The sequence below is a fragment of the Mucilaginibacter sabulilitoris genome (assembly GCF_034262375.1).
GTDB classification, from domain to species: domain Bacteria; phylum Bacteroidota; class Bacteroidia; order Sphingobacteriales; family Sphingobacteriaceae; genus Mucilaginibacter; species Mucilaginibacter sabulilitoris.
Map to the genome: position 1 here is coordinate 7,445,048 of NZ_CP139558.1, position 14,404 is coordinate 7,459,451.

The window sequence follows — 14,404 nt, forward strand, 5'->3', positions numbered from 1 at the left end:
GAAATCCGTAAAGCTATTTCCCCCCTGATTCCGCACGGACCTTTTTCACTTCTGACGCCGTAACCAAACTACTGTTATTTCCGAAATTGTTGCGGATATAGGTAAGCACTTTGGCAATTTGATCATCGCTCAGGAAATTATGTTTGGGCATTACACTATTATAGGGTTTATTTTTCACCTTAACCGGACCTTCAAGGCCATTAAGTATAACTCTTATGGCCAGGTCCTTTTCCATGTATTTACCGCCCGTAACCCACTCCGAGCCGCTTAGCGGCGGAAAGAGGTTACCGTCGCCTTTACCATTTTTTTGATGGCAGTTAGCGCAATAGGTAGCATATAACTTTGCACCGCTGCCCAGCATACCGCTCATGAGGTTATTGCGCATTACATCTGGTATTTTAAAGCCGGGCAGTTTTTTCCTTAATTCCATTTTGGACAACTGGGCAGCGGTAAATTTGGTTCTGTCGCCCTGGTAAAATATCCGCCATACCTTCCCTTTTTCTGTTTCGCTTATATATAACGAACCATCGGGACCCATGGAAAGCCCCATGGGCCGGTAAACGGCATCACTTACACTTACTACTGTATTGCGGCCGGCAAAGCCGTCGGCAAAAATTTCCCACTTGCCGGTGGGTACGCCATTTTTAAAAGGCACAAAACAAACAAAAAAGCCAGCCTGCGGATAAGGTGAACGGTTAGTGGACCCGTGAAAGGCTATGAAGGCGCCATTTTTATACCGTTCCGGGAACTGGTTACCGGTATAAAAAAGCAGATCATTAGGCGCCCAATGCGCTTGGAAAGCCATAATGGGCTGCGCATACTTTGCGCCATTCCCAACTTTTTTACCGTCGCCGCCATATTCGGGATTTAACAATTTCTTCTTTTTAAAAGGGTCATAATAATAATAGGGCCAGCCTACATCTGTACCCTGCTTCACCTTTATAAATTCTTCGGCAGGTAGTATGGCACTTTGCCACCCGCTGAATTTTTTAGGAAACTGCAGCCGCAGATCGTCGCGTCCGTGCGCCACAACGTATAAACAACTGTCGGCAGTGTTCCAGTCCATAGCTACCACACTACGCAAGCCGGTGGCGTAACGTATACCATCTTTTTGCTGCTGATTTGGTTTTGCCTCATCAAACTGCCATATACCTCCATAATTTTTAAGCAGCGGACAACCTTTAACACCCATAGAACCAGGTACCCGGTTTTGCACCTGGCAAGCATTTGAAGGGGCGCCGAAAGCCACATACATATGGCCCTTATTGTCAAAAGCAAGCGGTTTGGCATCATGTTCATGGGGTGAGTTTGTATCATGCAGGATCAGCTCCAGCGGCCCGTCCGGAACCAGCGTTTTAGGATTTAGTTTGGTGCGATAAACGTTAACCTCCGAACTGAAATACAGATATCCTTTATGTACACGCATGCCTGTGCCATAACTTCCTTTATCCTCGTAGTCGGCAAACTTTTTTATAATATCGGCCTTGCCATCGTGATTGGTATCGCGCAAGGCGACATTACCCCCTGTAGAATCCGGAAACCGCAGCTTTACATAAACATCGCCATTGCTGTTAACCGCCAGGTGACGGGCACGCCCCTCCAAGCTATCAACCACTGCTACGGCCCTGAAATTGCCGGGCAGAAATAACCCGCCGTTGTTTTTGTCAGCTACCGGGAGCGGGTGTTTTTTTGGGGGAATTGTAAAACCAATAATAAAAAGGGCGGCAACAGCTATCAGAAATATAGGGGTGTATTTTTTCATTACAATCTTAAAAGATGATGTTTTTGAGCAACGATATATCCTGCTATAAAGGATTTTACGCCTTAAATGTTTAAATAAAGACTCTTATTTTTACCAGAAATTGTACCCTGGTAAATTTTGCAAGCTTTTATCCGGCAACTTAAACCCCCGTTTAATTTTGTTTTAATGTGCTTATCCTATAAATATTCTATCTTTCCTGTAAAAATTACTCCATGTTATGCCCGCACCATCCCCAGAAAAAAACAAATTAGGCTTATGGACAAGCACCTCCCTTGTGGTTGGTAACATGATTGGCGCCGGGGTATTTTTAATGCCTGCGGCAATGGCATCTTTTGGCAGCATTGGTTTGCTGGGCTGGGTGTTTTCGGCAATAGGTTCTTATTTTCTGGCAAAAGTTTTCAGTAACCTGAGCAAATTGCTGCCACACGCAACCGGTGGCCCCTACGCCTATACCCGTAGCGGCCTTGGCGATTTTGCCGGTTTCCTGGTAGCCTGGGGATACTATCTGGCGGTTTCATGCGCTAATGCAGCTATTACTATTTCGTTTGTAAGCGCACTGAGCACATTTTTTCCGGTACTGGCGTCAAGCGCTGTTACGGCTATAGCTACAGGTTTGTGTACCATATGGCTGCTTACCTATATTAATACACGTGGGGTGGTTACCGGGGGTAAAGTACAGCTCATTACTACCATATTAAAAATAACCCCGCTGGTGCTGGTAGCTATAGGTGGCTTATTTTTTATACAGGTTAAAAACTTTACACCTTTTAACGGAAGCGGAACGTCTGTGTATGCAGCCTTAACAGCTACTGCTACCATGACCATGTTTGCCTTTATTGGCATTGAGAGCGCCACGGTGCCCGCAGGCAGCGTGGCCGATCCGGAAAAAACCATTCCGCGCGCTACTTTGCTGGGCTTATTGATAGCAACGCTGGTATATGTTTTAAGCAGTTTTAGCGTGATGGGCATTATCCCGGCCGCTTCGCTGCAGCGCTCGGTTACCCCCTTTGCCGATGCCGCCGTGGTAATATATGGCAGCAGTGCGCGCTATTGGGTGAGCGCCGGTATAGCTATTGCCGCGTTTGGTTCCCTAAACGGCTGGACATTATTACAGGGCCAGATGCCCTTTGCCATTGCCAACGATAAATTATTCCCGGCGGCATTTGCCCGGCAAAATAAAAAAGGAGTGCCCTATGTAGGTATTTTGGTGAGCAGCGTTATGGTATCCCTGTTCATGAGCATGAATTATACCAAAGGCCTGGTAGAGCAGTTTAAGTTTCTGCTGTTGTTGTCTTTATTATCCATACTTATCCCCTATCTCTTGTCGGCTGCGGCTTATCTCATTATCAGGGTAAAGCAGAAACAGGTAAACGGTTTAACCGGCGCGGTTACACTGGCAATTTTAGCATTTGGCTATGCCTTATGGACCATCGCCGGCACGGGTAAGGAAGCCGTGTACTACGGTTTTTTACTGCTGATGGGCGGTATCCCGTTTTATGTTTGGCTGGCTTATAAGAAGAATAGCGAAGCGGAGTAAGCGGGTTGCTGGGTCTTATGGGTGCAAAGGAAAACTATGTCATTGCGAGCGCAGCGTGGCGATCTCACAAGATAAGTAACAAACTTTGCCTATGCAACCTGCATGATGAGATTGCTGCGCTCGCAATGACATGATTTTTAAATCAAGAAGCCCGTAAAGTTTAAACTTTACGGGCTTCTTTTTACTCTGTACAGCATAGAGATTGCTTCGTACCTCGCAATGACGCGTGGTATTAACCTCTTCTATTTCTCGTTCGACATAGAATAAGGAACATCAGCAGGGCTGGTGCCGCGTTGTTTGTTTGGCGTGGCCGACATATCAAAATTCAGCTCACCGCCGTTCAGCAATGCTTTGTGACTAAGCCAGTTAAAATCGTATGCTTTACCGTCAACTGTCAGGCTGTTCACATATTTATTGTCGGCACTGTTGTTTGGCGCGTTGATTACTATGGTTTTACCGTTCTCCAGGTTAACAGTTAACTTTTTAAACAGGGGCGCGCCCAATACATACTGATCGCTGGCCGGGGTTACCGGGTAAAAGCCCATGGCCGAAAATATATACCAGGCCGATGTCTGTCCGTTATCTTCATCACCACAATAACCATCCGGAGTGGCTTTGTATAATTTGTTCATGGCTTCACGTGCCCAGTATTGTGTTTTCCAGGGTTCGCCGGCATAATTATACAGGTATATCATGTGCTGAATTGGCTGGTTACCATGCGCATACTGCCCCATGTTGGCTATCTGCATTTCGCGGATCTCGTGAATCACGGTGCCATAATAGCTGTCGTCAAAAACCGGCGGCATCGTAAATACAGAATCAAGTTTGGCTACAAACTGCGGCTTGCCGCCAACCAGGTTTATCAAACCCTGAATATCATGGAATACGCTCCAGCTATAGTGCCAGCTGTTACCTTCGGTAAAGGCATCACCCCATTTGAATGGATTAAAAGGTGTTTCAAATGATCCGTCCTTGTTTTTACCGCGCATCAGTTTGGTTTGCGGATCGAACAGGTTACGGTAGTTCTGGCTGCGTTTTTTATAAACTTCAATTTCTTTTTTGGGCTTACCAAGCGCTTTACCTAACTGGTATATAGCAAAATCGTCATAAGCATATTCCAGTGTACGGGCAGCATTTTCGTTGATCTTAACATCATAAGGTACATAACCCAGTGTATTATAATATTGTACCCCGCGACGACCGGTAGCGTTTGGCCCCTCGTTGTTGGCACCATGTTTCAGTGCTTCATACAATAAGTTAATATCATAACCACGCAGACCTTTCAGATATGCTTCGGACACTACCGATGCAGAGTTATTACCTATCATACAATCGGCATAACCCGGGCTCGACCATTCAGGCAGCCAGCCACCCTCTTTGTATGAATTGATCAGGCCTTCCTGCATCTCTTTGTTCATAGATGGATAAACCAGGTTTAGGAAAGGGTACAGCGCCCGAAAAGTATCCCAGAAACCAGTACCCGCAAAGTAGTAGCCCGGCATTGTTTTACCATTAATAGGGCTGTAATGTACATTCTGTCCGTTAGCGTCAACCTCATACATTCTGTTGGGGAAGAAAAGCATACGGTAAAGACTGGAGTAAAAAGTGCGGGTTTGGTCAATAGTACCGCCTTCGGGGTTTAAACGGCTCAGCGTTTTGTTCCAGGTATCTTTTGCCTTTTGGCAAACCACATCAAAATTGTCATTAGCCAGTTCGCGCTTTAAATTAAGCTCGGCTTGTTCTGTGCTGATGAATGACGAAGCTACACGCAGGTGTACCTGCTCGCCTTTTTTGGTTTTAAAGCTGATAACCGCCCCGGCATGGTCGCCGGTATATTCCAGTGAACCATCGGTTTTCCAGTCGTGCCAGGCCGATGCCAGTTCAAAAGGCTTATCAACATAAATAACAAAATAGTTTTTAAAATTGGCAGGTACCGCGCCACTATTACGGGTGCTGTAGCCAATGATCTTTTGCTCGCCCGGAATTATTTTCACGTATGATCCCTTGTTGAAAGCATCTATCACAATATGTGAGCTGTCGCTTTGCGGGAAAGTAAACCTGAAACTGGCCGCACGTTCGGTTGGCGTAATTTCGGTAGTTACATCATAATCGGCCAGGTAAACGCTGTAATAATAAGGTTTGGCGATCTCGGCTTTATGCGAAAACCAGCTGCCGCGCTGAAGCTCGTTCAGTTTAAGGCTGCCTGTTTCTGGAAATATGGAAAACATGCCATAATCATTCATCCAGGGCGAAGGCTGGTGGGTTTGTTTAAAGCCCACTAATTTATCGGCCTCATAAGTATATTGCCAGCCGTTGCCCATTTTGCCGGTTTGCGGCGTCCAGAAGTTCATGCCCCAGGGCAGTGCCACGGCCGGGTAAGTGTTACCATTTGAAAGGGCAGGTTTTGATGACGTGCCCATCAGCGGGTTAATATAATCAACAGGGCTGGTGGTTTTTTCAACCTGGGCCGATGCGATTAACGGTAAAAAGGCAAATGCCCAAAGAAATACTTTTTTCATTATTACTTATTTGTGTGCTTTTTCTGAACGCTGCTAAAACGTTTCATCAACGATGCAATATACAGGCTGTATGTCAGATTTTATACTTATACCAATTATTTTTACAATCAATTTTCAGAACGCTATTTAATGTGTTTATTATACACGTCGTACAATAAAAAATAACGATCTGTGCAGCCGGAACAGGCACAGATCATTACTAATTTTAATTGCACAAGGGTGCTTCTTTTATACGGCTTACCATTTCAGATCAACCTTTATACCATCGGGGCTATTAGCAAAACCCAGGTACAGCGTATTTGACGATGCATCCCATGATGTTTTCAAGTCGCTTACTGTTTGGCCTGTGCTGTCAGTCACCTTGGTTTCCTTCGGTTGCCCAGGTAATAGCACACGCACACTGTTCAGTGTTTTTGCAGGGCTCTTCGCCACAAACGAATAGCTGCCGTTTTGCGCATGCTCATCATATATCCTTGATGCCGAAGTAAGTACCTGCGGTTGTTTTTTGTTAGGAACACGGTTCACTACATATAATAATGATTGCTCACCGGGGTTTACTACTTTTTCAGCAAGCACAGGTAGTTGCGGATCGAACAGGTCGATAACCGGGCCTTTGATAGTGTATGGCTTACTGTCGGCATTCTCGTCCATCACCGAAACCACGTCATAAGGACCGCGCTCCAGGTACAGGCTGTTCTTGAATGTTAACTCGCCAGCTTTGGCATCCTTTTCATAAGCTTGTTTTACGGTGCTGATATAACTACTGTCCTTATCAGCTTCCAATACATATTCTTTAGGGTTTTGTCTTAACACATAAACAGCGCCTTTGCCTACCTTAAATTTCTGATCGTCGCCGGTTGGGTTGATGCCAAGCAGTTTAAACAGATGCTGCGACGGGGCAGTGAATTTATTGCCCTTGGTGTTCCACCATTCCATTACCGATTGGTACGGATCATCATCGCGACCGCAATAAACCAATATGCCTCCCTGTTTTACCCAGTTGGTCAAATAGGTGTGCACCGCTGCCGATACTGGCTTCATGTTGGAGTAGCTTACCACCAGTACTTTTATATTTTTTAATGATGCTGCATATTCCAGGTTTTCCATGTGTACGGTTTGTACAGGAACGCCGCGTTTTAACAAAGGCAGGGTTTGTCCGTAAAAATTGGAGAATTGAGGATCTTCAAATCCATTATGCGTAGGGAAGCGCTGGAACATCAGCGTATTGCTCATTAATACGCCTACTCCGTTTTCTCCCGATACCTTGTTGGCCGATACCGGCATGCTGTTCAGGGCATTTACCATGATCTGCATCTGGGTAGAGTAGTATTGCGGTATCAATACCTTGGTATCGCTATTGGCTACCTTATATGGATGGGTATAGATACGCTCGGGCCATGGCATTACCTCATAATCGGCAACCATTGGGTATAATAATTTGGCGGTGAAGGTAGCCTGGTAATTGCGTTTATAGTCGCTCCAGTCGCGGGGCCAGTCTTCAATCGGGTCGGTCAGGAAAAATACCTTACGACCGGTTGGGGCAGTCATGGAAACTACAGACCCATATTCAAGGAAAGCGTTTTCAAATACGCGCTCTTTCCTTTGGCCGTTAAAAAATGTAGGTTCACGTGAAGTGCCTGTCCATACCTGGGCTATGTAACCATCAATACCGGGTAACGAAGCCAGACTGGCCTCAGGACTCACAATTTGCCATGACGAATAGTTTACCAGTGAGTGCGTTGCTATAAAAACCTTAATATCCAAACCCTTGCTTTTGCCATAGGCTTTGGCATAGTTGGATACTTCTTTAATGGTTTCGTAATACAGGTGGTATTTTAACTTGCTCGACAGGTAAGTATTCTCTGCCGAAGCATCCTGCGGTTTCCAGGGGAAGCCGTAATATTTTTGCCATTGCGCTTTAAAGCCAGCGCTGTAACCTGCACGCGCCCAAAATTCAGGCTCTTCTAAAAAGATGGTAGTAATACCCGCATTGATCACTTTTTTTACAACCGCGGTTTTCATGTACTCGATAAACGATTTATCGGGCACTACATAAGGCATGTCTCTGCCGTGAAAAATGGTATCGCCTTTCATGGTCACCTGACCTACGCCCAGGTGGTTTATGCCATCCCATTTACCCAAAAAGTAATCTTTGTAATCGCCCCAGGCAATACCGGTCATGAAGTTTACCTGGTATCCGTGGTCGCGCCATGATTGCACGCGTTGCTCGAAGGTTAACCCCGGGCGGTCATTGGCGCCGTAAACTATGGCAATGTCCGATCGTACGTCAATCTCCGGGATCCAGGGACTGCTGGTTTGGAATGCGGTTTTTTCGGGCAGCTTTGCCGGTTTGCCGGTTTGGGCATATCCAGTTAATGATATTGCTGCCAGGCAACAGGAAAATAAAATGTTTTTCATTCGTATATAATTGTGTTTTTAGGCGATGTATTATTTAAACCAGGTGTGCAGCTGACCATGACGGCCCTCTGCACACAGGTATATTAATTTTCTAAGGTACGTTTACTGTTTTAACGTCGGTGTAGTTATAATAGTTAAGGCCGTATGCTACCCTTGCGCCTACACGTAAAAAGTAACTCCTTTTGCCCGGCAACGCACCACCGGTTGTGGTAAGCGTAATAGTTTGGCCAACCAGGTCATTGCCTGCAGTACCATCATAATTAGCTTTTGGCGTATAACGGTTATCATAATTATTGTTGCCTACATATTTGTTTGAATTTACAAACAAGGCCGCATCAGTAATATTTAGCTGGAAGTTAGGGTCACTGGTACCGCGTGTAAATTTAAATTTAGCGGTGATGGTTCCATCGGCATTAATAACCGGTTCGCCTATCCACTGTATCCTTAAAAATGGTTCAACCGAAAAGTTAACGGTGGTCACATCTTTCAGATCAACGGTCTGGCTTTTGTCAACAATGGTTTTACCCGCATCGTCAACCTGAACCAGTGGTACAAAAGGACCTTCGGCCGATATTACATCTTTACCTGCAAACAGTTTGGTATTGGTAAAGGTACCATCCTGGTAGGAGGAAACATAATACGGAGTTGGAGTGCTGCTCCAGCTTATTTCCATCAATTTGATCCTGGTACCCGATCCCTGTTCGGTTTGTATATTCTCGCCTGTGGATGCATCTTTCACCACGCCTTTTAGTGTTACGTTTGGCGCGGTGTAATTATCAACCTTTTTGCATGAGCTGCCCGCGGCAACCAATACACATAATGCTATACTATAAAATAGTTTTTTCATCTCTCTTAAAATTAATAACCCGGATTTTGAATTAAATTCTGACTCTTCTGTATCTCACCCTGCGGGATTTGCTCGTAGTACCAGCGAACATCGAAAGTATAGCGTGAGTTACGCTCATCTAAACGGGCATCAAAAAAGTACTTACCATCATTTGCTGAATAAAATGGCATCAGCGTGCGGTAAATGGTGCTGTTTTGTTCTTTATCAGCAACCCTCCATCTTCTCATATCCCACCAGGTTTTGTTTTCAAAACCAAGCTCTTTTTTCCGTTCGGTGCGTATTACGTTGATATTATTCAGATCGGATGTACCGGCAAGCATAGTAGCGCCAGCCCTTTCCCTGACCAGGTTAATATCGGTAAATGCGTCTTGGATATAGTTTTTGTCATTCTGGCCCAATGAATTTAATTCATAGGCAGCTTCGGCGCGGTTAAGCAAAATCTCAGCATAACGCATCTCAATCCAGGTTTGATCAGAGCGGTTTTCCAGTACTTCGGATGTTGGCTTATCTGGTACCAGGTTTTTACGGATAGAGAAACCAGATACAGAGCAGGTACCATCGCCGGTGAAATAACCGCTTAAGCCGGCAGGGTTCATAGTTGAGCCGTTTGGCAATTTATGAGGCGTTTGGCTTGCATTTGCCGATTGCACAATGTTATCGGTAGGGTAATGCGCGGTTGAACCGGCCGGTAAAAGCGGGCTGATGCCACCTGCTGAACTACCGGTATAAATACCACGGCGTATTTCAACACTTATGCCTTTAAACACATCGCCCGGTAAAATTACGGTTGCCCTTAAGCGTGGCTCGGCATTGGCAAACAGATCCATAGTGTTGGTATACAGATCATATTTACCACCTGTTGTAGTTTTAATGGTACCATCGGCATTTTTAGGGATCCCGTCAAACATCTCCACAAAGTTTAATGTAGGGTTAACTTCAGAAGAATAACCGTTGGCTCCCATCAGCTGGCGTGGTACGTTGTAAGCATCATAACCATGTACCGACTCAGGGTAGTGGTACTGACGCACAAATACATTCTCTGGGCTTGTAGCATCAAAAAACAGGTTAACATAGTTTTGATATTGCGCGGTTTTATCACCTGCAGCCCATGTTTTTTTATACAGGCTGTATTTGCTTTCAAGCAATACGGCAGCATCATAAGCGGCTTTAAAATAAGTAACCGCTTTGGCGGCCGGAATACCGCAAAGCCTGTTACCATTGCCATCAACAAAGCTAATGTTATTGTATTTGGCAATTGAACCGGCATAAAGCATAGCCCTTGATTTAAAACCTGCCGCTACGTATTTGTTGGCACGACCAACCTGGTTAGTTTCGGGCAAATTCGTATAAGCATAGTCAAGATCGGTACCAATAAAGTCATAAATCTTTTCTTCAGATGTACGCGGAATTTTCAGCTCATCAATGCTTTGCTGCGGATATTGTAGTACTTTATCAACAAGGGGCACACCACCGTAGCGTTTTACCAAAGCAAAATAGCTGGCGGCACGCATAAAGCGAGCTTCGCCCAACCAGGCGTTAATCTGTGCCGGTGTAAAGTTAGACGCGTATTTAGGCAATGTTTCTGCAAAATAGTTAGCATCCCTGATAAGCCCATAACAAAGCGACCAGGTTGTAGGTCTGTTATCAAAGGTCAGGCTTTCCTGCATGGCATTATTCTGATCGCGGCTTAAAGCCTCGCCGCTTACGGCGCTGAACGGACTAATGATCCAAAAAAAGTTTAAACCCCGTTGCGGTGAATATCTGAAATCCTCAATAGGCAGTGTACTGTACATACGGGCCATATAGGCCTGTATACCCGCTGCGTTCGAGAAAACATCGTTATCATTAACAATATTTGGCGGCAGCGTATCCAGCTTTTTACATGCCGTTGTCCAGCAAAGTAAAGTAGCTAATATGATATATGTGTATTTTTTCATGATCTGTAGTATTATTATAGTTTAACATTTACACCAATAGAATATATTTTATCCAATGGATATAAATAACCGTAGTTGGCTGATGGATGCTCAGGATCAAGATATTTTAAACCTGTAATGGTTAAAATATTATAACCGTTTGCGAAGATCCTTGCGCCTTTAATGCCTAATCTTTTCGCAATTCCATCAGGCAGGGTATAACCCAGTTCGGCTGATTTTAGCCTTACATAAGCTGCGCTGTGAATGTTTGAAAGCGAGTTGGTATTGGCTGTTGAACCGGTAAGCGCGAAATTACCAGGTGTCCAAACGGTGTTAGGATCATAAGGATCGGCTTTAGGATCAGTAGGGTGGTACCTGTCCAGGAACATGTCCAGCGCGCTGCCACCACCCCATAGCGGAATGTTAAGCTGCTCAATATATGATACGCTGATACCTGCGGCACCCTGCCATACGGTGTTGATATCAAACCCTTTGTATGAACCGCCAAGCGTTAAACCAAAAGTTGTTGTCGGGTTAGAATAGTTATTATTACTTACGTTTTTTGAAATAGGGTGTACATCCTGATCATTAATCACCCCGTCGCCGTTCCAGTCCTGCAAAATATAATCGCCTACAACCGCGTTACGTGATACAAACTGCGGACTGTTCAAGATCTGCTGGTAATTCTGGAACTGCCCGTCGGCCCCGTATCCCCAAAAAATATCGCTGTAACGGTTATCGTTGTTACCGTGCCAGTTATCCTGTGAGTTACCGTACACAGAATGTACTTTGCTGATCCATTTGGTACGGGTGTATCCAAAAGTGCCCTTAACAAAATAATTAAAGCTACCTATATGGTTGCGGTGGTTCAGCTCAATATCAAAACCCTGAGTTTGGTCGCTGTTCAGGTTTTCTTGTGGTAAACCTGCTCCTACCACACCCGGCAAGTTATCAGCCCTGGTATCAAGCAAACCGCTCCTGTCGCGTCTGAAAACATCTACGGTTACGCCCAGTAATCCATTCCATGCTGCAAGGTCAATACCGGCATTGTATGTTTTGGCCACATACCAGAATATATCAGGATTTGGAATACCACGGTTTTGCGCGCCGTTAACAAAGGTGCCGTCAAACACCGAACCCGGAGGGGTTTGGTTGTTATCACCATTAGCTGGATAAGTATAACCGCTTAGGTACTGGTAAGCACTTAGCCCGGCATCATCGCCGAGTTTGGCATAAGATAACCGGAGTTTCAAATCGTCAATAAAGGAAAGTGCCGATGAATTTTTCCAGAAACCTTCCTGCGATATCCTCCATCCTGCTGAAGCGCCAGGGAAAAAGCCCCATCTTTTAGATGGAGAGTTTCGGGAACTGGCGTCATCCCTGAAACTAAACTCAAACAGGTATTTTGATTTGTAATCGTAATTAACACGACCAACGAACGACTTGGTTACATAATCATAAGGCCAGTCGTCATCTACGGTAGCTGTTTGGTTAAGCGCATTACCCGCTCCCAATTGGTCAACCGGTAATGATAGCTGGCGTTGCGCATTAAAGTTATCTCCTTTTTGCTCACCTTCTTCATAAAGGGCCAAAGCGGTAACATTATGCCCGCCCTTGAAAGCCCTGTTATAGTTTAACGACAGCTGCATTAGGCTGGTTGGTTTTTCATAAAACTGCCTGGTTATTGAGCCTGGAGTTTGATTGGCTATAGCGCTATAGGTATTGGAGTTGGCATCATAATTATACTGGTTATATGACCGTTGGTATAATTTATTGCTCGACATGTAGTAGTCATAATTGTACAAACCTTTGGCGCTTAATCCTTGTACAAATGGCACGTTATACGTTGCCGATACCGAAGATTGCAGCCATTTGTTGGCAATAAGTTTATAACCATTAATATCGGCATCTGACATGGCCACCGGGTTTGAGCCGTCAACCTCGCCATTGTTCAGGTAAGCCGGGTTATTATTGGCGTAGATGCTTTGAGTTGGCACCTGGCGCCAGAACGAGCGGATGATCCACCAGGCATCCTGGTAAGGCTGGTTCTTGTCTTCCAGCGTTCCGCTCAGGTTAGCCTCCACAGTAAGGTTTTTATTTACTTTGGTGCTGATGTTTGTACGCAGGTTATATTTTTTGTAGTTCAGGTCGCCGCTTTTAAAAAAACCGTCCTGATCTGTAATACCCATACTCACAAAATAGCTGGTGTTTTCAGTACCGCCAATGGCATTTAGGTTATGCTGTTGTTGCGGGGCGCTGTTAGCAAAAACCGGGGCATACCAGTCGGTACTCTTTTTTGTGCCGTTTCTGTAAGCTTCAAAATCGGCATCGGTATATTTTACCTGTCCACCGTTTACGTTATGCAGCAATTGCTCGTTAACCAGGGTCATGTAATCAAGCGCGCCAACAGGTTTTGGCATGTACGATGGTATTTGCCAGCCGTAGGTGCCAGAGTAATTCAATTCTACTGAGCCTTTTTTACCTTTTTTAGTTGTTACGATAACCACACCATTAGCTGCACGTACACCATAAATGGCCGCTGACGCATCCTTCAGTACAGATATACTTTCAATATCATTAGGGTCAAGGCGCGAAATGTTATCACGGGGTACACCATCAATAACCACCAGCGGGTTACCAAAACCACGGATATCGAAAGTATTGCTGAAAGAGCCAGGCTCAGATGTGTTTTGGGTAATACGTACACCCGCAACTTTACCCGTTAGCATGTTCAGCACGTTCTCGTTTTTGGTGGTTACAATTTCGCTGTTGGTAACTGAGGCAATTGAACCGGTAACGGTTGCCTTTTTTTGCGTACCATAACCTACTACCACCACCTCATTCATGTTGGTTGCGTTGGGCACAAGCGATATCTTGAAGCTTGTTTGGTTACCAACGGCTACCTCCTGCGGCGTATAACCCAGAAAGCTGAACGCAAGGGTTTGGCCGCTCTCTGCATTAAGAGTAAATTTTCCGTTAACATCGGTCACGGTGCCGATGGTGGTGTTTTTGATTTTTACACTTACGCCGGGCAGTGGTTGTCCCTTTTCGTCATTAACCACACCGGTACGGTTACTGCCCTGTGCAATAGCCGAAGTGCATACCAGCAAAAACAAAAGGGCCATGACACCTTGCCGTATCAGCCCCTTAATTTTTGCCGCATAATGGGTACCATGGCACCCACCATAATTGGTAAAAATTTCGTTCATAAATAAAATGATTAAAAAATGGTTTATAATAATTTGCCCAAATGAGTGTTATAATTAAGGAGGCTGGTTAAACCTCTTGCTACAACCTACGCCCCATTTGGCGCAACAATTATAGAGCGGGTGGTATTAAAAGATGGGTTAATAAATGGATTAATACAGTTAAAATTTCATTAACCATAGCTAATTAACCCTGTTT

General features: G+C 44.9%; 7 protein-coding genes. 1 reads left to right on the forward strand and 6 read right to left on the reverse strand.

The genetic code is table 11. From position 1 onward, the window contains the following. Nucleotides 1-13 precede the first annotated feature (13 nt). Complete coding sequence (locus tag SNE25_RS31350; protein ID WP_321562948.1) at nt 14-1,762, reverse strand: c-type cytochrome; 1,749 nt, start codon at nt 1,760-1,762, stop codon at nt 14-16. A 217-nt stretch (nt 1,763-1,979) separates the two neighbouring features. On the opposite strand from SNE25_RS31350, the gene SNE25_RS31355 reads away from it, so the two are divergent. After that, on the forward strand, nt 1,980-3,299 hold the full coding sequence (locus SNE25_RS31355) for an amino acid permease (RefSeq protein ID WP_321562949.1): 1,320 nt from the start codon (nt 1,980-1,982) through the stop codon (nt 3,297-3,299). A 242-nt stretch (nt 3,300-3,541) separates the two neighbouring features. Here SNE25_RS31355 and SNE25_RS31360 read toward each other — a convergent pair whose 3' ends face one another. The 5 genes from SNE25_RS31360 to SNE25_RS31380 all read right to left on the reverse strand — a co-directional run bounded on the left by SNE25_RS31360 (nt 3,542) and on the right by SNE25_RS31380 (nt 14,208). Further along, nucleotides 3,542-5,818, reverse strand: a complete 2,277-nt coding sequence (locus SNE25_RS31360) for a GH92 family glycosyl hydrolase (RefSeq protein WP_321562950.1) — start codon at nt 5,816-5,818, stop codon at nt 3,542-3,544. Between the two features lie 237 nt (nt 5,819-6,055). Continuing rightward, a complete protein-coding gene (locus tag SNE25_RS31365) occupies nt 6,056-8,236 on the reverse strand; it encodes a hypothetical protein (protein ID WP_321562951.1) in 2,181 nt (726 codons plus the stop codon). A 91-nt stretch (nt 8,237-8,327) separates the two neighbouring features. Further along, entirely contained in the window at nt 8,328-9,083 is a 756-nt protein-coding gene (locus tag SNE25_RS31370; protein WP_321562952.1) for a DUF3823 domain-containing protein, read from the reverse strand. 11 nt (nt 9,084-9,094) lie between these two features. Then, nucleotides 9,095-11,020 (reverse strand): RagB/SusD family nutrient uptake outer membrane protein, encoded by a 1,926-nt coding sequence (locus SNE25_RS31375; protein WP_321562953.1) that lies wholly within the window; start codon nt 11,018-11,020, stop codon nt 9,095-9,097. A gap of 14 nt (nt 11,021-11,034) precedes the next feature. Next, complete coding sequence (locus tag SNE25_RS31380) at nt 11,035-14,208, reverse strand: SusC/RagA family TonB-linked outer membrane protein (protein ID WP_321562954.1); 3,174 nt, start codon at nt 14,206-14,208, stop codon at nt 11,035-11,037. Between the last annotated feature and the right edge of the window lie 196 nt (nt 14,209-14,404).

Coding starts and splice junctions, on each gene's coding strand:
- SNE25_RS31350 (WP_321562948.1), bottom strand. CDS start 1,762: ATGAAAAAATACACCCCTATATTTCTGATAGCTGTTGCCGCCCTTTTT.
- SNE25_RS31375 (WP_321562953.1), bottom strand. CDS start 11,020: ATGAAAAAATACACATATATCATATTAGCTACTTTACTTTGCTGGACA.
- SNE25_RS31360 (WP_321562950.1), bottom strand. CDS start 5,818: ATGAAAAAAGTATTTCTTTGGGCATTTGCCTTTTTACCGTTAATCGCA.
- SNE25_RS31380 (WP_321562954.1), bottom strand. CDS start 14,208: ATGAACGAAATTTTTACCAATTATGGTGGGTGCCATGGTACCCATTAT.
- SNE25_RS31355 (WP_321562949.1), top strand. CDS start 1,980: ATGCCCGCACCATCCCCAGAAAAAAACAAATTAGGCTTATGGACAAGC.
- SNE25_RS31370 (WP_321562952.1), bottom strand. CDS start 9,083: ATGAAAAAACTATTTTATAGTATAGCATTATGTGTATTGGTTGCCGCG.
- SNE25_RS31365 (WP_321562951.1), bottom strand. CDS start 8,236: ATGAAAAACATTTTATTTTCCTGTTGCCTGGCAGCAATATCATTAACT.